Annotated in this window: 16 protein-coding genes and 1 other annotated feature; of the genes, 13 read left to right on the forward strand and 3 right to left on the reverse strand. The window is 52.3% G+C overall.

Features of this window, described 5'->3' with window-relative positions:
• Positions 1-133 precede the first annotated feature (133 nt).
• The 4 genes from NSS64_RS00400 to NSS64_RS00415 all read left to right on the forward strand — a co-directional run bounded on the left by NSS64_RS00400 (position 134) and on the right by NSS64_RS00415 (position 4,606).
• Complete coding sequence (locus NSS64_RS00400; RefSeq protein WP_341138855.1) at positions 134-676, forward strand: hypothetical protein; 543 nt, start codon at positions 134-136, stop codon at positions 674-676.
• A gap of 206 nt (positions 677-882) precedes the next feature.
• Positions 883-1,824, forward strand: coding sequence for a hypothetical protein (locus NSS64_RS00405; RefSeq protein ID WP_341138856.1), 942 nt, complete (start codon positions 883-885; stop codon positions 1,822-1,824).
• A 24-nt stretch (positions 1,825-1,848) separates the two neighbouring features.
• Complete coding sequence (locus tag NSS64_RS00410) at positions 1,849-2,601, forward strand: DUF5071 domain-containing protein (RefSeq protein WP_341138857.1); 753 nt, start codon at positions 1,849-1,851, stop codon at positions 2,599-2,601.
• Between the two features lie 178 nt (positions 2,602-2,779).
• Positions 2,780-4,606, forward strand: coding sequence for an APC family permease (locus NSS64_RS00415; RefSeq protein WP_341138858.1), 1,827 nt, complete (start codon positions 2,780-2,782; stop codon positions 4,604-4,606).
• Positions 4,607-4,686: 80 nt separating this feature from the next.
• Here the strand turns inward: NSS64_RS00415 and NSS64_RS00420 are convergent, their stop codons facing one another.
• Positions 4,687-7,341 (reverse strand): cation-translocating P-type ATPase, encoded by a 2,655-nt coding sequence (locus NSS64_RS00420; RefSeq protein WP_341138859.1) that lies wholly within the window; start codon positions 7,339-7,341, stop codon positions 4,687-4,689.
• 551 nt (positions 7,342-7,892) lie between these two features.
• On the opposite strand from NSS64_RS00420, the gene NSS64_RS00425 reads away from it, so the two are divergent.
• The 4 genes from NSS64_RS00425 to NSS64_RS00440 all read left to right on the forward strand — a co-directional run bounded on the left by NSS64_RS00425 (position 7,893) and on the right by NSS64_RS00440 (position 11,847).
• Positions 7,893-9,317 (forward strand): ABC transporter substrate-binding protein, encoded by a 1,425-nt coding sequence (locus NSS64_RS00425; RefSeq protein WP_341138860.1) that lies wholly within the window; start codon positions 7,893-7,895, stop codon positions 9,315-9,317.
• Between the two features lie 62 nt (positions 9,318-9,379).
• Positions 9,380-10,351: a carbohydrate ABC transporter permease gene (locus NSS64_RS00430; protein ID WP_340937858.1), complete on the forward strand. Its 972-nt coding sequence runs from the start codon at positions 9,380-9,382 to the stop codon at positions 10,349-10,351.
• Positions 10,352-10,354: 3 nt separating this feature from the next.
• Positions 10,355-11,209 carry a carbohydrate ABC transporter permease gene (locus NSS64_RS00435; protein WP_340937860.1) on the forward strand — a complete coding sequence of 285 codons (855 nt, stop codon included), beginning with the start codon at positions 10,355-10,357 and terminating at the stop codon, positions 11,207-11,209.
• Between the two features lie 149 nt (positions 11,210-11,358).
• Positions 11,359-11,847: a cysteine hydrolase family protein gene (locus NSS64_RS00440; protein WP_341138861.1), complete on the forward strand. Its 489-nt coding sequence runs from the start codon at positions 11,359-11,361 to the stop codon at positions 11,845-11,847.
• Between the two features lie 130 nt (positions 11,848-11,977).
• Here the strand turns inward: NSS64_RS00440 and NSS64_RS00445 are convergent, their stop codons facing one another.
• A complete protein-coding gene (locus tag NSS64_RS00445) occupies positions 11,978-13,048 on the reverse strand; it encodes an LLM class flavin-dependent oxidoreductase (RefSeq protein WP_340937864.1) in 1,071 nt (356 codons plus the stop codon).
• A gap of 96 nt (positions 13,049-13,144) precedes the next feature.
• Here NSS64_RS00445 and NSS64_RS00450 point away from each other — a divergent pair, with 96 nt between their 5' ends.
• The 3 genes from NSS64_RS00450 (at position 13,145) to NSS64_RS00460 (ending at position 15,404) form a co-directional block, all read left to right on the forward strand.
• Positions 13,145-13,534 (forward strand): hypothetical protein, encoded by a 390-nt coding sequence (locus NSS64_RS00450; protein ID WP_341138862.1) that lies wholly within the window; start codon positions 13,145-13,147, stop codon positions 13,532-13,534.
• Between the two features lie 111 nt (positions 13,535-13,645).
• On the forward strand, positions 13,646-13,873 hold the full coding sequence (locus NSS64_RS00455; RefSeq protein ID WP_341138863.1) for a hypothetical protein: 228 nt from the start codon (positions 13,646-13,648) through the stop codon (positions 13,871-13,873).
• A 241-nt stretch (positions 13,874-14,114) separates the two neighbouring features.
• Positions 14,115-15,404, forward strand: a complete 1,290-nt coding sequence (locus tag NSS64_RS00460) for an arsenic transporter (protein ID WP_340937865.1) — start codon at positions 14,115-14,117, stop codon at positions 15,402-15,404.
• Between the two features lie 171 nt (positions 15,405-15,575).
• Here NSS64_RS00460 and NSS64_RS00465 read toward each other — a convergent pair whose 3' ends face one another.
• Positions 15,576-16,802, reverse strand: coding sequence for an oxalate decarboxylase family bicupin (locus NSS64_RS00465; protein WP_341138864.1), 1,227 nt, complete (start codon positions 16,800-16,802; stop codon positions 15,576-15,578).
• Between the two features lie 116 nt (positions 16,803-16,918).
• Between NSS64_RS00465 and NSS64_RS00470 the strand changes: the two genes are divergently transcribed.
• A complete protein-coding gene (locus NSS64_RS00470) occupies positions 16,919-18,487 on the forward strand; it encodes a tetratricopeptide repeat protein (RefSeq protein WP_341138865.1) in 1,569 nt (522 codons plus the stop codon).
• Positions 18,488-18,559: 72 nt separating this feature from the next.
• Positions 18,560-18,823 (forward strand) — a binding site (T-box leader).
• Between the two features lie 77 nt (positions 18,824-18,900).
• Positions 18,901-20,619 carry a glutamine--tRNA ligase/YqeY domain fusion protein gene (locus tag NSS64_RS00475; protein ID WP_341138866.1) on the forward strand — a complete coding sequence of 573 codons (1,719 nt, stop codon included), beginning with the start codon at positions 18,901-18,903 and terminating at the stop codon, positions 20,617-20,619.
• The last annotated feature ends 455 nt before the right edge of the window (positions 20,620-21,074 follow it).

Genomic DNA, 21,074 nt, shown 5'->3' on the forward strand with positions numbered 1-21,074 from the left:
CCCGTCTGAGTTAGTTTACTGGACCTGAAAAGAGTTTCAAAAAAGAAACTGAGTTGAGAAGATTATGCAACTTTTGGAAGAGCGGTTCAGTCTATTATGGTGAGGTGACAAATCAACAAGTGGAGGATATTCCATGAACTACAAAAGGAAAGTCGTGTTTATGGGTTTGCTGCTTGGTGCTTTATTAGCAGGATGCAGTCAGAATGTAAATTCATCTTCAAATACTCCTGCAACTGAAAATTCCGCCAATAATGAAGGTGAAGGAATGACAGAAGCCGAGCCGTTCTCTTATACCGCAGAACAAAAAAATGAAATTAGTGAAGCTGCTAAGAAAGCCGGATTAGATAAAGTCTATATCCCTACAGTAGAATTAGGTGTCGATGATTTTCTGGATCGTGTTGAAGCTAAAGACAATCAAGTCCGTATTGTATTTTTTCGCGGTTCAATTACTCAATCCAGAGAAGAACTTAAACCAACTAACGAGATTGCTTCGACTAAAAAAGTTGTGCTTTCTAAAAATGTATCGGGGGAGTGGATTGCTCAAGAGAATAAAGTACCGTATTTATACTTTGAGAAAGAAGGATTGTATTTCAGTATGAGTTCAGCTAAAACCTTTTTTCAGGCTGATTATGAGAGAGCGGCCGCTTCGCTTGAACCACTAGAGGGAACAATGTGATGAAGGTGAAGCCTAAGTTTTTAATTACTGGATTCCCGGTTGCATTGGTTGCAGCAGTACTTTCATTATCTATAAGAGTGAATTAAGCAAATGAACCTTTTCCCCGCTCCATTTGTTAATAACTTGTCGAGGCTCTGAATATTGAGGGGAACGTCTGACGATTCAGGGATGGACGAAGCTTAACAACCAAAGCGGGGGGATTAAAGGTGTCTATGATATTGGCTATGCATATTGCTACACATCTGCTTACGGGCAGTTTTATTGTATCGATTGTGCTTATGCGCAAGGCGATTTCTTTTAAGGAAAAAGTGGTTCTGCTCGGACTGACCTCGTTCCTGGGAATTGTGCCGGATCTGTTGGGGAACAGGTATGTATCTCCTTGGTCGCATTCCATTGTAGTTATGGGACTGGATATGGTTCCAATCGTGTTCATATTCAAGCTGCTATTGAAGAAATATTCGTATATCCAGTTATATCTGTGTCTGGCGGGGAGTGTGCTGGGGCATATTCTGGTGGACTATTTGGGGCATGGGGTTCATTTGATCTATCCGCTGTCCAGCGAAGCTTATACCCTTCCTTTGATCTATCTTGGTGATCCAACAGTGTGGGTGCCTATGTTTGTGGGGGTTATGAGTTTCGTGCTTCCGGTGTCTTTGGGCAGGAGACGGGTGCTTAGTATGGGGTGTGCTGGGTTTATTGTGATCTATCTCGGCCTTAAGCTTGCTATGCTAGTGCAGCTGGAGCAAGGGCTTCCACGTAAATTCACGCTCACTCCACAGGCTGCCATACAGGTGTCTCCGCTGGGAGATAATCAGGTGCACAAGCTGAGCGATTTTTGGAAAATGGGGTTTGATGTCATCGACTCTCAGCGAAGGGTGCTTGGGGTGTTGCCTGTCTTGGGCGGAGAGGTCCGTTTAGACTTGAATATGATCTTTGCCGTTAAGAGTGACGTTGTCCGCAGCAAGACGGGAAAAGACGGGCTGGAGCAAGTATACCGGAAGCTCCCTGCCGGGGATGAGGCTTCATTTGAAGTGCTGGAGGAGATCAGCGAAGGGCCTGCGGTTGAGATTGTTGCACAGGACAAGGAAGGGAAGCCCAGCCGCTTCATCTATAAGGATGGAGAGTGGCGGGAAGAACCGAAGGAATAGACTATTGCAAAGTAGGGGGAACACGTGGAAGACATTCATGCACTTATTCAAAAGCTGGACTGGGACACATCTGAAGCAGAACAAGCGGAGGCTATTCATAAGCTTCAGGACATCCAGGATGAGGAGCTTCGTCTGTTGTTGCAGCCGCTGGGCAAAGAGTATTGGGACGGAGCAGCGGAGGTTATTGTTAAGCTGGGCTATCCCAGTGTAAAGCCTATTTTGCCCGGACTGCTGGAGTGGATTCAGGATATGAATTGGCCAGGGGCTGGCCGGATTGCTCCTTTGTTGAGAGAGATCGGTGATCCGTTAATCCCCTATATCCAAGATGTGTTCAGGAATCATAGTCAAGATGAGGAATGGATGTACTGGATCTTCGAGATGATCATCGATTACTGGGACAAGGACCAGATCGTTCAAATTCAGGAGGAGCTAATCCGGTTAACTGAAGGAAAAATAATTGCTCTGAAGGCCTTGCGGACGCTATGGGTCCACCAGATCTATTCGGGAGAATCCGTTCTACTACTATTAGAGGACAAGATGCAGAGAAGCCTCACGGAGATCGCCCAGCTCGAGATTGCGTATCCCGGCATCGATTGCGAAGCGCTGGGAAGAGGATTCAGTGAAGCGATCTTCACACCGGAACTGTCCAGAGCTTATATCGAGGAACATCGGGAAGAATTCAACTTCTGTCACCGGAAATCCACTCTTCATGACTTCGTAAGTGAAATTGAGGAACTGGTTAGTGAATGCATGGGGTCAGGCAATGCTCCGGCCTAAGGATAATCTTAATGCAATCTTAATGTCTTTGCGTAATCCTTAACGCTATATTAATGCCGGACATGATATGTTGAAGGTCACAGAATAGTCTTCTGTGGTCTTTTTGTTGTGTTCGAGAATAGGGGCAGATGGGGTACAACCAAGATTCCTACAAATAACAAGCGAGTGGTGAAACCGAGTGATTTCATTTTTAAAACGATTTTTAATTGGCAGGCCCTTAAAGTCCAGTGAACTGGGAGAGCAAAAGTTAAATAAAAAGAAAGCGCTGGCTATCCTGTCTTCAGATGCGCTGTCATCCGTGGCCTACGGGCCGGAGCAGATTCTGATTGTTCTGGTTACGATTGGGGCAGCCGCCTTCTGGTATTCGATCCCGATTGCGCTGGGTGTGTTGATCCTGCTGACCGCGCTCATTCTGTCCTACCGGCAGATTATTTTTGCTTATTCCCACGGCGGGGGCGCCTATGTGGTGTCCAAGGAGAACCTGGGTAAGTATCCGGGGTTAATAGCCGGCGGTTCGCTGCTGGTTGACTATATTTTAACGGTGGCTGTAAGTATATCGGCGGGTACGGATGCCATCACCTCGGCTTTTCCAAGCATGCATGAGCATAAAGTGGTGATTGCCATTGGGTTTGTGCTGCTGATCACGATTTTGAACTTAAGAGGGGTCACAGAATCTGCCTCCGTCCTCGCTTATCCGGTCTATTTATTCGTCCTGGCCTTATTCATCCTGATTGGTACAGGTCTGTACAACATCTTGACAGGCAACGTTCCGGCAGAACTGCATACCTCACTGGGTACTCCTGTAGCGGGAATCAGCCTATTTCTGTTATTGCGCGCATTTTCTTCAGGGAGCTCAGCGTTAACGGGTGTAGAAGCGATCTCCAATGCCATACCGAATTTCAAAAGCCCGGAAGCGTCCAACGCCTCCAAAACCTTAATCGCCATGGGAGTGTTACTGGCTGTGATGTTCTCAGGCATTGTGGTGTTAGCCTATTATTACGGGATCGCTCCCCGCGCTGACGTTACGGTTGTCTCGCAAATTGCCGAGCAAACCTTTGGCCGGAATGCGATGTACTATTTTATCCAGGGAACGACTGCATTAATCCTGATCCTGGCTGCTAATACGGGCTATTCCGCCTTTCCATTGCTGGCTGTGAACCTTGCCAAGGATAAATTCATTCCGCGAATGTTCACCATGCGGGGGGACCGGCTGGGTTACTCTAACGGTATTATTATATTGGGTGTTTTGTCCATGATTCTGATATATGTCTTTGAGGGGAAAACGGAGCAGCTGATTCCTTTATATGCCGTAGGTGTATTCATTCCCTTTACGTTGTCGCAGAGCGGAATGATGGTGAAATGGCTACGGGAAAAGCCTGCGGGCTGGGTGCAAAAGTTCATCATCAACACGGTTGGCGCTCTAATCAGCTTCGTTGTGACGATGATGTTCTTCATGACCAAGTTTACTCAGGTATGGCCGGTATTTGTCTTTCTGCCGATTCTGCTCCTGGTGTTCCACCGGATTCATAAGCATTATGAGGCCATTGCGGACCAGCTTAGAATTTCGACCTGTGAGGAAACGATCAAGATTGAAGGCAATGTGATTATCGTGCCGGTCGCCGGAATCACTCATGTCGTGATGAACTCCCTGGAATATGCCAAGTCGCTGTCTCCGCAGCAGATAATAGCCGTCTACGTGCCCTTCGAGCGGGAAGATGAAGCGGTGTTCGAGGAGAAGTGGCGAAAGTGGCAGCCTGACGTAAGGTTAGTAACCTTATATACTCCTTATAGAAGCATCGTACAGCCATTGACCAAGTTTATTGATAAAGTGAATTGGAAGGCTGCAGAGTTGAACCATAGGGTAACGGTCATTATTCCACAGTTCATTCCGAAGAAAGGCTGGCATAATATCCTTCATAATCAATCGAGCCTGCTGATACGCGCCCGTCTGCTGTTCCGCATCGATGTGATTGTCACTACAGTGCCTTATCATTTGAAGAAGTGATTGAGTATAAAAAGCCTGCACCCCCATAATTGGGAGTGCAGGCTTCTTGCTGTTATTAAGGTTCGTTAACTTAGCCTGGCTTAAGCAGCCTGCTTCACAGGCAGCATACGGCGGACCAGCTTCGCCAGCTCCATCACAATAACAGCGCCTAGGGCGAGTCCGGTGGCGGTCAGCCAGTGGTTCATCCCGAAGGTGGCAGGGATCGAGAAGATCTCTCTGACACCCGGCAGGACCGCAATGCCATAGAAGGCGAAGCAGATCAAGACCGCGCCGATTACATATTTGTTGCTGAAGAAGCCGGCTTCCACAGAGGTCTGGCTGTTGGAGCGGGCAGTGAAGGTCTGCAGGGTGCGCGCCAGAATCAGTGTGGTGAAGGCCATCGCAATCCCCATTTCATCCGAATGCTGCAGCCCGATATACTGGGAGATAATTACGGCAATCCCGATCAGCAGACCACGGGTGATCACTGCCTGCATCATCCCGCCTGCGAAAATGCCCTCGCTGATGTCCCGCGGCTTGCGGCTCATTACATCCGGCTCGGCCTTTTCCATGCCCAGGGCAATCGCCGGGAGGGAGTCGTTCGCCAGGTTAATGAACAACAGCTGAATGGCCGTGAACGGATTGATCCAGTCGAAGATCAGGGCGAACAGGATGGCGATAATCGCACCCAGATTGCCGGCGAACAGATAGGCGATTGCCTTCTTAATGTTATCGAACACTGTCCGGCCAACAGCCACTGCATTGACAATCGATACGAAGTTATCATCGGTTAGGATCATAGCCGCCGAATCCTTGGCAACATCGGTTCCGCTGCCCATAGCAACCCCGATATCAGCCTGCTTCAGTGCCGGAGCATCATTGACGCCGTCACCGGTCATGGCGGTGATTTTGCCCTTACGCTGCCAGGCCCGGACGATCCGGATCTTATTCTCCGGGGAGACACGCGCATACACGCCGATCTGCTCCAGCCTGCTGTCCAGCTCTTCATCGGACATGGCATCCAGCTCCTGGCCGGTGACGGCGATCTCATGCTCCGCCATCAGTCCGATGTCGCGGCCGATCGCCTGGGCTGTAGTCTTGTGATCCCCGGTAATCATAATGGTGCGGATACCGGCTTTGTTAGATTCGGCAATGGAGCCATATACAGCCTCGCGCGGCGGGTCAATCATCGCCGACAGGCCGACCAGCACCAGGTCCTGCTCATCCTCAAGATCCACCTCTGTGACCGTGTCCGGCACGTTCTTATATGCATAAGCCAGAACCCGCAGAGCCCTGCTTGAGAACTGTTCGTTGGCATCGGTGAAGCGTTCCAGGACTTCTGCCGTCAGCGGAACCTCCTGGCCCTCCAGCAGGACATGGGAGCATCTGCTGAACAGGACATCCGGGCCGCCTTTGGTAAGCAGGGCCTTCTGTCCCTCGAACGTATGCAGCGTAGTCATCAGCTTACGTTCAGAGTCGAACGGCAGCTCTGCCTCGCGCGGGAAGTTATCGCGGATCTCCCGGTAATCCCTGTCCTTGCTGTTACTGAAGGCAATCAGCGCTACCTCGGTCGGGTCGCCCAGCTCCTTGCCTTCTTCATTAATATTGGAATCGTTACAGAGCACGGCAATATGCAGCAGCTTGCGGGCTTCCTCCGACCAGTCATCGGCCTTCAGCTTGAACTGCTCCTCTGGCCCTCCGGGGAGGAAATAATCCACAACCGTCATTTTATTCTGGGTCAGCGTCCCGGTCTTGTCCGTACAGATGACGCTCGTTGATCCCAGTGCCTCTACAGCAGGCAGCTTACGGATAATAGCATGCTGCCGGGCCATCTTGTTCGTGCCCACGGAGAGTACAATGGTTACGATAGAAGACAATGCCTCGGGAATAGCGGCAACGGCTACTGCTACAGCGAACATCAGGGCATTCAGAATAGCCTCGGTGGTATCCACCGTATCATTCGAGAGCCAGACGCGTGCGGCCTGAATGGAGAAGATCAGCACAGACAGCAACAGGACGGCGATCCCCAGCTTTTTGCCGAAGCTCTCCAGCTTGCGCTGCAAGGGCGTCTGCTTGGCTTCGGCACTCTCGATCAGCCCGGCAATCTTTCCGAGCTCGGTGCCGAGTGCCGTTCCTGTAATGACCAGCGTTCCCCGGCCATAGACGACCAGTGAGCCGCTGAAGGCCATATTGCGCCGGTCGCCCAGCGGAACCTCCTGCGGGATCGGGTCAGTGTGCTTCTCTACGGCTTCGGATTCGCCGGTCAGCATGCCCTCATCAATCCGCAGACTCCCGGATTCAATAATTCGTCCATCCGCAGGCACATAATCGCCAGCCTCCAGGAAGACGATATCGCCCCGGACCAGCTCTCTTGCCGGAATCGACAGTAAGGCCCCGTCCCGCATGACCTTGGCTTCGGGTGCGGACATTTGGCGCAGGGCGTCCAGTGAGCTCTCCGCCTTCCGGGTCTGAACCACACTGATTACAGCATTCAGAATCAGCACCACGAAGATGATGACGGATTCCATAATATGTCCCATTACGATCTGAACGGTTGCCGCGATGAGCAGCACAATGACCATAGGATCTTTGAAATTCTCCAGAAACAGCTTCCATAGCGGGTCCTTTGCTTTGCCCTTCAACTCATTGTAGCCTTCTTTGGCCAGCCGGTCCTCTACTTCAGCAGACGTAAGCCCGCTTGCGGAACTGTTGACTTCTTCCAGGGTGTCTGAACTATTGCGGCGGTAATACTCCATCAGGTACAAGCTCCTCTCCCGTGTTTCTTTGTCTCTATGGTCCCAATTTACGTTATATAGCACGACAAGTTTCATTATTCTCAGCTCGGGCGGCTAATTACTTATACCCCAATAGGCCATAGTTAGATAGAATGAATTCAGATAATTATTCGTTAAGGTGAAAAATATTTCGTAAAGGCAGGGTTCTGCTTGAATCGGAAACGAAGACAACTATTTCCTTCCGCTGATTTTCATTATTCTGAATGGATGGACCCTCGCGGTCAACTTATACCCATCTATCATTGCCAGGAATGAGGCATACTATTTCAGTGACGGCTTGCTTCTGGCAAGAATCATTACGAGTAGAGAGATTCATCACGATTGATTCTTCTCCTGCGTGTTAAGGCGCTTCGGCATATAGCCCTGGCGTCTTTTTTGTACTTTTTAGAGCAAAACCCATAAATAGTGGTATTTTTCCCAATGAGGGGTTCCTTATGCCGGAGAGGGACAAGCACTATAATATGAAGGCGGTTACAAAAAACCGAGGATGAATATAAAAGGGGAGGCAAAGTATGAAAAGTATGAAGCGTGTTTTAACGGGGCTCTCAACAGTACTCGTGATGTCATCTGCTCTGGCAGGATGCGGCGGCGGGAATTCGGATTCCAGCTCATCCGGCGGAGCCGCGACAACGGCTCCGGCCGCATCGAATGCTGCAGAGGCTACCAAAGCTCCGGAAGCGGGTAGCGGTGAGAAGGTAACGATCAATCTGTGGAGCTTCACCGACGAAATTCCGAACATGACCAAGAAGTATATGGAAGCGCATCCTGATGCGAATGTGGAATTCAAAACTACGGTAATTGCAACTACAGACGGTGCTTATCAGCCTGCACTTGACCAGGCGCTGGCAGGCGGCGGGAAGGATGCCCCGGATATTTACGCAGCGGAATCCGCGTTTGTACTTAAATACACGCAAGGCGATGCATCCACCTATGCTGCAAATTATGCAGACCTCGGACTTGATGATCAAATGGTAAAAGATGCTGGCATCGCCCAGTATTCTGTAGATATCGGCAGCAGCCTTGACGGTCATCTGAAAGGCCTCGGTTACCAGGCTACAGGCGGTGCCTTCATCTATCGCCGCTCCATTGCCAAGGATGTCTTCGGAACCGATGATCCGGCTAAGATCAAAACAGAGGTTGGGCCCGGCTGGGATAAATTCTTCGATGCAGCGAAGAAGCTGAAGGCTAAAGGCTATGGTATCGTATCCGGCGACGGCGATATCTGGCACCCGATTGAGAATAGCTCAGACAAGGGCTGGATCGTGGACGGCAAGCTGCACATCGATCCGAAGCGTGAAGAATTCATGGATCTCTCCAAGAAGCTGAAAGACAACGGCTATCATAACGATACAACAGACTGGACAGAAGCATGGTATGCCGATATGTCCGGTGCAGGCGCTCAACCGATCTTCGGATTCTTCGGTCCGGCTTGGCTCATCAACTACGTGATGAACGGTCAGGTGAAGGATACCAACGGCGACTGGGCTGTAACTGAACCGACCACAGGCTTCTTCTGGGGCGGTACTTGGCTCTTGGCTAATGCCGAAGTAACCAAGGATGACGCGAAGAAGCAAGCCGTTGCAGACTTCGTTAAATGGGTTACACTCGACAGTTCCGAGACGGGCCTCCAGTATTACTGGGCTAACGGTACGATGAAAGCAGGCGAACAAGGCACGAAGGATAGCGTAGCTTCTTCTGTGGTGATGTCCAAGTCCAATGGTGAAGTTCCATTGCTCGGCGGACAGAACATGTTCGACGTCTTCGTTCCGGCCAACGCGAATGCTTCAGGTAAGAACCTGACCCAATTCGACGAAACGATTAACAAAGCCTGGCGCGAACAGGTACGTGAGTACACTGCAGGCAATAAGACCAAGGAAAAAGCAATCGAAACCTTCAAGTCGCAAGTCAAAGACCAGTTGGGTATTGAAAGCGAATAAGAGGAATTCGAAGGGGGCGGGGGATTATCCCCGCCCCTATAATCAACTAATGAGGTGAGAGCATGCGCCGCAAGGATGTCAGCTATGCGAAATTCGGCTATATCTTTACTTTTCCATTTGTACTTGCCTTTCTGATTTTTTCGCTGTACCCGATTCTGTATACAGCAGTCATCGGGTTCACGGATATGAAGGGGCTCATTCCGAAGCCTATACATATCCTTGATAACCCGTTCCAGAACTTCAAGGATCTCCTGTTCGATAATGTTTCATTCCGCAAGTCCCTGATCAATACCTTCCTCCTGTGGATTACCAACTTTATTCCGCAGATGGCCCTTGCGCTCTTGCTGACCGCCTGGTTCACGAACAAGCGTCTGAACGTCAAAGGACAAGGCTTGTTCAAGGTTCTGCTCTATATGCCGAATATCATCACTGCAAGTACGATTGCCGTGCTGTTCAGTACCTTGTTCGCCTATCCTATGGGTCCGGTCAACAGCCTGTTTCAGATGCTGGGCTGGAGTGATTCTCCAATCTTCTTCCTGCAGGATAAGACGACAGCCCGCGGCATAATCGCCTTCATCCAGTTCTGGATGTGGTACGGGAACACGATGATCGTCCTGATTGCAGGCGTAATGGGGATTAACCCGGCGCTGTTCGAGTCGGCGGCGATTGACGGCGCGAACGGGTTCCAGACCTTCTTCCGGATCACCCTGCCGAGTCTGCGTACCATCCTGCTGTTCACCCTGATTACCTCGATGGTCGGCGGTCTGACCATGTTCGATATTCCGCAATTATTCCTGGCGGGCGGACCGGATGACTCTACGCTTACTACGTCCATGTTCATCTACGGGCAGGCGTTCAAGGGCAGCTACATGTATAACCGTGCTGCAGCCGCAAGTATGATTATGTTCCTGATTTCTGCTCTACTGTCCGGCCTCCTGTTCTACGTGATGCGTGACCGGGACGCAGCCAAGTTGAAGAAGATCCAAAAACAAACACACAGAAATGCTGCCCAGGCAGCGGCTAGGGAGGTGTAATCCATGGAGAAGAATCGGGAAAGCAGTAAAGTCACCCAAACTGTAAACAAGACGATTATCTACGTGGTTTGCATTGCTTTGGCAGTACTCAGCATTTTGCCGTTCTGGATTATGTTCGTGAACGCTACACGCTCTACACCGGAGATTCAGAGCGGACTCTCCTTGCTCCCTTCGAGCCACATGATGGGCAATCTGAAGGTGCTGCTCGACAAGAGCTTTGATCCACTGCAAGGCTTCATGAACTCCTTCATTATTGCCAGCGGTGCAACGCTCTGTACCGTCTACTTCTCCTCACTGGCTGCTTACGGACTGGTAACCTATAGCTGGAAGCTGCGGGGCGCGTTCTTCACCTTCATTATGTGCGTGATGATGATTCCTTCCCAAGCCAGTGCGATCGGCTTCTATCAATTCATGTATAAGCTGCACTGGACCAACAACTTCCTTCCGCTGATCTTGCCGGCCATTGCAGCGCCTGCGGTGGTGTTCTTCATGCGTCAATACCTGCTCGCTACACTATCCATTGAGATCGTGGAAGCTGCTCGTGTTGACGGATCTGGTGAATTCAAAACCTTCAACCGGATTATTATGCCGCTGATGATGCCGGCCATTGCGACACAAGCCATTTTTGCTTTTGTAGCCAACTGGAACAACTTGTTCATGCCGTTAATTCTCCTTACTCAGAAGGAGAAATATACGATGCCTATCATGGTTAGCTTATTGCGCGGGGACATCTACAAGACGGAATTCGGCTCTATCTATATGGGGCTGGCGCTGACCGCATTGCCGCTGTTCATAGTCTACTTCCTGCTGTCCCGTTATATTATCGCAGGTGTAGCATTGGGCGGAGTCAAAGAATAACCGGATCAGGATAGCTGTGAAGACAAACCATACTGCAGAGAAGGTCCATTCCGGTGGATCATTCTACTGCAGTTTTTTGTATGCGGTTGGTTGAATGAACAGCCGTCATCGGGTAATGTTGAAGGATAAGCGGATAGGGGGAAGCAGGAGTGAAAATCGGATTGTTAATTATTGATCTGCAAGAGGTCCATGTCAGCGGGGTAGAGCAGAAGGAGATTGACCGCGCCTGCGAGTATATCAATTATGTCTCCGGGATGCTGCGGGCCAAGGGCCATGCCGTGATTCATATTCAGGATATTGAAGGGATGCAGCCCTCTGAGGAAGCGGAATTCGCGATCATCCCCGGAATTGAGATTCAGGAGACGGATTTCAATGTGAAGAAGGAATACTCGAATGCCTTTTGGAAGACGGATCTGGAAAAGCTTGTGCGGGAGCAAGGTATCGATCTGCTGATTCTCTCCGGCTATGCCGCCGAGCATTGCGTTCTGTTCACCTATAACGGGGCTGCCGAAAGGGGAATCAAGGCGGTGCTGCTGCAAAATGGGATTCTAAGCTCTCATAAGGATGTAATCACAGCGGCGTACAGAGACCGGAATCTGGTTTCGTATCCTGTGATTCAAGCGTTGGTGCAATCTTAGCTGGCTGAGAAGGAACGCCGGACGATACGAAGATAAGATAAGAAGCTTCAGATGACGTCACAAAAAAACACCTCCGGCGCCGAATGGGCCTTGAGGTGTTTTCGGTATGCTTTGCTGTGCTTGCGTGCAGTTATTTCCCCTCGATCCGGGCCAATTCCTTATGCACAATAGGGGCAACCTTGGTGCCTAGCAGCTCGATGGCACGCAGGACCTCGCGGTGCGGCATGTAGCCGACATTCACATGCAGGAAGAACCGGGACACGCCGAGATTCTTGCGCAGCAGAATGATCTTCTCGGCGACATACTCTGCGTCACCGACATAGAGTGCTCCGCGTAAGCTGCGGGCATCGTCGAAGGCTGCGCGGTTGTAGGTTCCGCCCCAGCCCCGTTCGCGGCCGATGACATTCATCTGTGCCTGGGTGGACGGGTAGAATAAGGCCGCAGCCTGGTCGTTAGTTTCACCTACGAAGCCGTGGGAGTGTGTGGCGATCTGCAGTTTATCCGGATTATGTCCGGCGCGTGCTGCGGCTTCCTTGTACAAGTTCACCAGCGGAGCGAACCGTTCTGGCATTCCGCCGATAATGGCGAAGGCAATTGGCAGACCCAATGTTCCGGCCCGCACGGCAGATTCAGGATTACCGCCGCTGGCGATCCAGACCGGAAGCGGGTCCTGAACGGCACGGGGATAGACCGGCAGATTGTGAATCGCCGGACGATGTCCGCCGCGCCAGGTGACCTTCTCGGAGGCACGGATCGCCAGCAGCAGCTCCAGATTCTCCTCGAACAATTCATCGTAATCCTCCAGACTGTAACCGAACAGCGGGAAGGACTCAGTGAAGGAACCGCGTCCGGCCATAATCTCTGCCCGGCCGTTCGAGAGGCCGTCCAGCGTAGCGAACGCCTGATAGACCCGCACCGGGTCATCTGAAGACAAGACGCTGACCGCACTGGTCAGTCTGATCCGCTTGGTTGTCGCTGCCGCTGCGGCGAGGACTACAGCCGGGGCACTCCCTGCATAATCCTTACGGTGATGCTCGCCTATTCCATATACGTCCAGGCCCACTTGGTCAGCGAGCACAATCTCCTCGACAGCTTCCCGCAGCCGTTCTGCATGGCTGATCGTCTGCCCCGTCACCGGGTCAGGTGTAGTCTCCAAAAACGTGCTTATTCCTATTTCCATAATCTTCTTCTCATCGGCCATGTTCATCCGCCCCTTTCTTCATGTCATCATTCTACTATACTTTTTAATGTTTCTCAACTTTAGTAAGTGAAATGGGCGAATTTTGTTTTTTTATTATTGTATACAGAAGACTCCGTTATTAGCAGGACAACAATTGTAATCGAAAAACCGATTACAATTGGACCGGGGGCGGCGCGTAGACGAAATGTAATCGAAAAACCGATTACAATTGGAGCGGGTGCGGCGGGTAGACGAAATGTAATCGAAAAACCGATTACAATTGGAGCGGATGCGGCGCGTAGGCGAGATGTAATCGAAAAACCGATTACAATTGGACCGGGGGCGGCGCGTAGACGAAATGTAATCGAAAAACCGATTACAATTGGAGCGGGTGCGGCGGGTAGACGAAATGTAATCGAAAAACCGATTACAATTGGAGCGGATGCGATGGGTAGGAGAAATGTAATCGAAAAACCGATTACAATTGGACCGTGGGGCGGCGGGTAGGAGAAATGTAATCGAAAAACCGGTTACAATTGGACACAGGGTGCGACGGGTAGGAGAAATGTAATCGAAAAACCGATTACAATTGGACCGGTGTGAGGGTGCGATCCACACTTGTCCTCACGCCAAAGAGACCGGGTTGCCCCGGCCTCTTTGGCGGCCTGCTGTCTTCAGGATTCAGGATTTATCCTTCTTGACGGCAAGCTGTACAATCATAATAACAAGAACGAGCAGTGCGATGAGCTGGTCTGTACTCATGGTAGTCCGAACCTCCAATCCCGTAACAAGGATGGCTCTTCCGGACCGCGTCTCCTCTCCAAGAAGCTGCTTCGTTCCCCATAATCCAGCCTATGTATTCATACATACACTTAGTACTTAAGCATATAAATATTATTGCAGCAGACGGCTGCCGGGTGGGGCGGCGATGGCTCTGAACAGGCTTGCGTAACGCAGGTGAACCTTCCAGCAATTTTTATCTTGTACTTCACATGAGGCTGCTTTAGTATATATAAATTGGCTTATATTTATATCTACTGTAAGGAGTGCATCGGGGAATGCTGCAGATCAAATGGGGGGCTGCATTATGGTTGTGATAGCCTGCCTGATTTTTGTTGTGACTTTGGTTTTTGTGATCTGGCAGCCGCGGAATTTATCGATTGGCTGGTCCGCCTGCGGCGGGGCGATTCTCGCGCTTGCGGCAGGGGTGGTCAGCTTCGGCGATGTCCGTGATGTGACGCTGATTGTATGGAATGCAACGCTTGCATTCGTAGCGATTATTCTAATTTCCTTAATTCTCGATCGTGTCGGCTTCTTCGAGTGGGCGGCGCTGCATATGGCGGCGGCGGCACGCGGCAACGGCACGCTGATGTTCATCTATGTAATTGTACTGGGTGCAGTCGTGGCGATGCTGTTCGCCAATGACGGGGCAGCGCTGATTCTGACGCCGATTGTGCTGGCGATGGTCCGGGCGCTGAATCTGGATGAGCGCAAAGTCTTTCCTTTTATTATTGCCAGCGGCTTCATTGCCGATACCACCTCGCTGCCGCTGACCGTCAGCAATCTGGTGAATATTGTCTCCGCCGATTTCTTCGGCATCACCTTCATGCAGTATGCAGGACATATGTGGCTGCCTACCCTGTTCTCGCTTGGAGCAAGCATTCTGGTCTTATATCTGTATTTCCGCCGCAGCATTCCGAAGGAGTATGACACCGCCGGAATGAAGCTTCCGGGGGATGCCATTAAGGACCAGCGGATGTTCCGGCTATCCTGGTTCGTACTCGCGCTTCTGGTAGCCGGATATTTCGTCAGTGAATTCCTGGACATACCGGTATCCGTGGTAGCGGGAGTGATCGCAATCTGTTTCCTGCTGATGGCCCGCAGAAGTCCTTACGTGAAGACGATGGAAGTAGTCAAGGGGGCGCCTTGGGCGATTGTTTTCTTCTCCATTGGCATGTACGTAGTGGTGTATGGCCTGCGTAATGCGGGACTGACGGATGTGCTCGCAGAGATGATCAGCGGAATTGCGAAGCACGGGCTGTTCGCAGCCACGATGGGGATGGGCTTCCTGGCCGCGCTGCTCTCCTCGGTGATGAATAATCTGCCGACCGTGCTGATCGGGGCGCTGGCCATTGATACCGCACATGCCGCTGGTCTGGTGAAGGAGGCTCTGATCTACGCCAATGTTATCGGTTCGGATCTGGGCCCGAAGATTACACCGATTGGTTCACTGGCCACCCTGCTGTGGCTGCATGTGCTGTCCGGTAAGGGTGTGAAGATCTCCTGGGGCACCTATTTCAAAATAGGGATGATCCTGACGGTTCCCACACTGTTCATCACGTTGCTGGGTCTATATTTGGAGCTGAAGTGGCTCTAATCTAAGCGGATCAGGCGTTTTGCAGTGACCGGTGAATAGCTAAGCACTGTGAGAATTGTGTAATTTATTGGAAAAATGGTATAAGAAAAAGCGGTGCAGACGGTGAGTCTGGCCGCTTTTTGTTGTTGGCGTGTCCCGGGGCAATTGGAGCTGCGAAAAATGTAACAACGCCTACCCTTTCTGCTTCCCATGCTCCTGTTCCTTTCCCGGCGGCTGCTCCTGCTGATCCGGATACTTCACCACAGGCCATTTCACCTTGCGCAGGGCGTTCATCAGCTCCGGTCCGGCATGCAGATTGCTGCTGACCAGCTCCCTCGGCGTGAGCGCCATCCACTGGTTGAGGGAGACGTCGGCGAACCGGTCGCTCTTGAACATTTCCAGGAACCAGAGCGTATCGGTACCGGTATTCTGAACATAATGCCCCTGGGCAAAAGGTACATAGCCGACATCCCCGGCTCTTACATTGAAGGTGCGCGCATCGCCGTCCCCGCCGAAGACGGTCATCCGTCCTTGTCCGCTGAGATAATACTGCCACTCGTCATTGTTCGGATGCCAATGCAGCTCCCGCATCGCCCCGGGCTCAATCTCTACCAGGGCTGCGGCGATATTCCGGGAGACGGGGAAATTGCTGGAGTCGACAATCCGCACACTGCCACCCGGGGTCTTGAGCGGCGGCTGGGCCATCAGCCGATGCTTGAAGCTCAGCGGAATCTCCCCGTAAGGCGATTCGATCCGCTGGCTCTGGATCGGGCCGGGCACCTGGTCCTGATAGATGTATACCTGCTTGTTAGGAAGATAGGCGAATGCGGACTCAGGTACGCCGAAATTCGCGGACAAGACTTCGCGCGGCGTATGGGCGAACCAGTCGGAGATGGACAGGGTGTTCAGATCTGAGAAGCCTCCGTCGTCGAACACAAGCAGGAATTCACATCCCTCAGCCAGACCCTGAATGGAGTGCGGGATACCCGGGGGAAAATACCACAGATCGCCGGGACCGACATCGGCAATAAAATTGCGGCCATTCTGGTCCACGGCTGTAATCCTTGCGCTGCCCAGCAGCATGTAGGACCATTCTGCCTGCTGGTGCCAGTGCAGCTCACGTACGCCTCCCGGCGTCAGGCTCATATTCACCCCCGCAAGCGTAGTGGCCACCGGAAGCTCCCTGACCGTCACCTCACGGGACCAGCCGCCATGATTCAGCTGCATGTGGGCGTCGGAGAACGAGAACTTCAGATTCGGGATCAGCCCGTTGTCCGTGACCGGAGGAACGAACATATCGGGATTCTCCCGGTCGCGCATGATGTCACGTGGACCCAGGTCGATATTGCCTGCACCGTCACTGCGTATGGGCTGGGGAATGACGGACTGGCCTGGAGAACGGGGATGCTCAGGATTCATCGCATAGTCTCCTTTCTTGAACGCACAGCATTTCAAGAAAATATATGCGCAAATGTGATAATATTTGACTACCGGACAAAGATCCGTACGATAATCAGAGAGCAGGGTTAGAACCAATGACATTAAGTGGACAAGAACGCTACCGCTTCAGCGAAGCGCCTATATGGGATTTGCAGCGCACCTATTATGAACAGCTGGGTCTTCAGGCTTGGGCCAATGACCAGGTTCCGCAGTATATTACAAGCAATCCGATGATTGGAACGGCATATGCGGAGATCATCTTCGGCTTTCTTCAGGACCGTGCGCAGAAGGGATTCACTACAGAGCCGGTAGTGGTGCTGGAGCTGGGTGCGGGAGTGGGGCGTCTGGCGTTCCATGTGCTGCAGCAGCTGTGTGAGCTGATCCAGTATGCGGGCGTGCTGCTGCCGCCGTTCCGTTATGTGATGAGCGATTTGCCCTGGAAGAACATTGAGGGCTGGCAGCAGCATGAGGGACTGAAGCCTTTTGTAGAGCAGGGAATGCTTGACTTTGCCCGCTTCGATGCGGTCCGGGATACGGAGCTGAGCTTAACGCAGAGCGGATTGGTGATTAAGCCCGGGGAGCTGGGGCAGCCGCTGATGGTAATCGCCAACTACTTCTTCGACAGTATCCCGCAGGAGCTGCTCTATATGGATGAAGGCAAGATTTATGAATGTGAGGTCTCGCTGAAATATCCTGAGCAGTCCGCTGCCATGGGACCGTCCGAGGTGCTCCGTGATCTGGTGCCGGAATACCATTACAAGCGTGCAGCGGGCTATGAGGACCCCTCGTATCCTTATCATGAAGTGATCTCGTTCTATCTGGACAAGCTGGAGGATTCACATGTGCTGTTCCCGGAGGCAGCCCTGTCCTGTATGGAGCGTCTGGGTGCACTCTCCCGGGGAAGCTTCCTGCTGCTCACTGCCGATAAGGGAGACCACCGGCTGGAGAACTGGGAGTTCGCCGAGCCGCCGAAGCTGATTCATCACGGAAGCATCTCGCTTACGGCGAATTATCATGCGCTGGTGCATTATTTTGAGCGGAAGGGCGCACAATCCCAGTTCACGCAGCATCATTATAAGAATCTCAATGTGGGCTGCATTATGATGCTGGAGGAGCCGATGCTGCATCCGCATACCCGGCTGGCCTACCGGCGGTTTGTCGAGCGCTTCGGGCCGGATGATTTCTTCAGCCTGAAGGTGTGGATCGACAAGAATTACGACACCATCGGCATGCAGCAGATCCTGGCCTTCTGGCGGCTGGGGGGCTATGACGCGGAGCTGTTCATTCAGAGTGCCGAGCGGATCTCTGCGCTGCTGCCGGATGCCAGCGACGAGGAGCTGCTGGACCTTCAGCGGGGGATCGACCGGATGTGGCGGGGCTTCTACCCGATGCCGCAAAAGTATGATCTGGCGCTGGACTGCGGCCTGCTGCTGTTCGAGATGGAGCAGTACGGGGAATCCCGCCGCTTCCTGGAGCATTCGCTGGCCTCCAGCGAGGAGGAGCCGGTGATTACCGTGCTGTACTGCCTGGCAATCTGCAGCTACGAGCAGGAGGATGATGAGGCGGCGCTGGATTATACGCGCAGATCGCTGCTGATTGAGCCGGAGCATGAGGAAGCGCTGGAGCTGCTGGCTGCACTGAGCCAGCCCCCGGCAGAGGCTTAGGCTGCTGCTCCCGGCAGCCTGGCGTAAGTACTTTACACCGGGCGTGAGATTTGATATCCTGTATCCAATAATTTAAACGCGATGACGAGAAGAGTACATTCAGGTTCTTCCCTCACAGAGAGCTCCGGCTGGTGTGAAGGAGCAGGGAAGACTGGATGGAAACAAGCCTCTGAGCGGCTTACCGGAACCAGGCAGCAGCCGGGGATGGTACGACAGGAGCTCCTGTTACAGAGCTAGAGTATAAGCCCTGCCGGACGGCAGCGCCGTACTTGATGAGATTAATATGGTGACATATTAATGAACCTGGGGTGGTACCGCGAGAATTTCGTCCCCAAGACTTAGGGTCTTGGAGGTGAGGTTCTTTTTTTGTTGTGCGGAAGGCGGCGCACCACCCATGAACAGGAGGAAAGCGAATGACTGACGATATTGTTAATACGAATGACCCGGCCATGCCGGAGAATTATATGGATAGGCTGATTAGAGAAGATGTGGAGACGGGAGTCTTCAGCCGGGAGATTTGCACCCGGTTTCCGCCGGAGCCCAATGGCTATCTGCATATCGGGAGTGCTTTTGCCATCCACACGAATGTGGGAATCGCCCGTAAATATGGCGGACGCTTCCACCTGCGCTTCGATGATACTAACCCGCTCAAAGAGGATATGGAATATGTGAAGGCGATCATCCGTGATCTGGAATGGCTGGGCTGCAGTCCCGGGGAGCACATCTACTACGGCTCTGATTACTCGGAGGAGATCTACCGCAGGGCAGAGACGCTTATTCTGAAGGGGAAAGCCTATGTCTGTGATCTGACGGCAGCGGAGGTAACGGCTTACCGGGGGACCTTAACCGAGCCGGGGAAGGACAGTCCTTACCGCAGCCGAACGCCGGAGGAGAATCTGCGGCTGTTCCGGGAGATGCGTGCGGGGAGCTATCCGAATGGCGCTAAAGTGCTGCGGGCCAAGATCGACATGGCCTCGCCGAACATGAATTTGCGTGATCCGGTGCTGTACCGGATCATTCACGCAGTGCATTACCGCACCGGCAATGCCTGGTGCATCTACCCGATGTATGATTTCGCCCATCCGATTCAGGATGCGCTGGAAGGGGTGACGCATTCGCTCTGCTCGATCGAGTTCAATGATCACCGGCCGCTGTACGAATGGGTGCTGAACGAGCTGGGCACCCCGGAACCGCCGAGACAAAGGGAATTCGGCCGGGTGAACCTGACCGGAGTTGTTACAAGCAAGCGGCATCTCCGGGCACTGGTAGCCGGAGGCTTCGTGGACGGCTGGGATGATCCGCGGCTGCCCACGCTTAGCGGGCTGCGCAGACGGGGATTCACGCCGGGGAGCATCAGAGATTTCGTCAGGGAGATCGGCATGGTCCGGAATACGGCCATGGTGGATTTCTCGCTGCTGGAGCATTGTCTGAGGCAGGATATTAAGGCCAAGGTGCCGGCTGTCATGGCTGTGCTGGACCCGCTGAAGGTCGTGCTTACCAATTACGCCGCCGGGGCCGCTGAGCTGCTTCCGATCCCTAACAACCCAGAGAACCCAGAGCTGGGTTCAAGAGAAGTACCGTTCTCCGGCACGCTCTACATCGAGCGGGCCGATTTCATGGAGGTGCCTGTGAAGGGCTTCCGCAGACTGGTTCCGGGCGGCGAGGTGCGCCTTAAGGGCGGATACATTATCCGCTGCAATGAAGTCATGAAGAACGCAGAGACGGGAGACATCCTCGAACTGCGCTGCACCTACGACCCGGATACCCGCAGCGGCGGCCCTCTAAGCGGCCGGAAGGTGAAGGGGACTGTGCAATGGGTCTCGGCTGCTCATGCGCTGAAGAGTGACGTATACCTGTATGAGCAGTTGCTGACGGATAACAACGGGCCGAAGGAGGAAGGAGAGAGCTGGGAGGAATACATCAATCCGAATTCGATAACTCTGCTTAAGGATTGCCTGCTGGAGCCGCTTGCGGGTAACCCTCAGCCCGGGGACACCTACCAGTTCCTGCGTCACGGCTATTTCTGCATTGACAGCAGGCTTAGCACAGCTCAGAAGCTGGTGTTCAATAGAATCGTTCCGCTCAAGGACACCTGGAAGGGCAACGCAGGACACGTAAGCAGCAGCGAATAAGTTAGTGGGTGAATCTAGAATCTGGCGGGTTGTGCGGGCTATGCCAGGCTAACTTCTTAAAAAGTTTAGAATGTTACACAAGCAGCGGTGCTCCTGTTACTGGAGGATCGCTGATTTGCGTATGCGTCTGCCAGGCTAATGGTCGACAAGTAGGAGAAAAATCGGGTTGGGAGTAAAGCGTTGGCTGCACTTTGTACATTAGATTTCATTATAATCGACCAAAAAGCAGCTTCTATTGTAGTTTATACAGCAGATTATTGGGAAAATGGCCTTTTAAAACAAAAAACCGAAAATCAAATGTATGAAATACAACAGAGTGAGTTTTATCGCAAATTATTGTGTAATCTACTGCACAAAGTACAATCACCCCCGGCAGAGGAGTCAACTCGATAATGGGAGCGGGTAATAACATAAGGGTATGAGCCTCACTTTATCGCGTGACTTTACATAATATG

It is taken from the genome of Paenibacillus sp. FSL H8-0122 (assembly GCF_038005345.1).
GTDB lineage: Bacteria > Bacillota > Bacilli > Paenibacillales > Paenibacillaceae > Paenibacillus_AQ.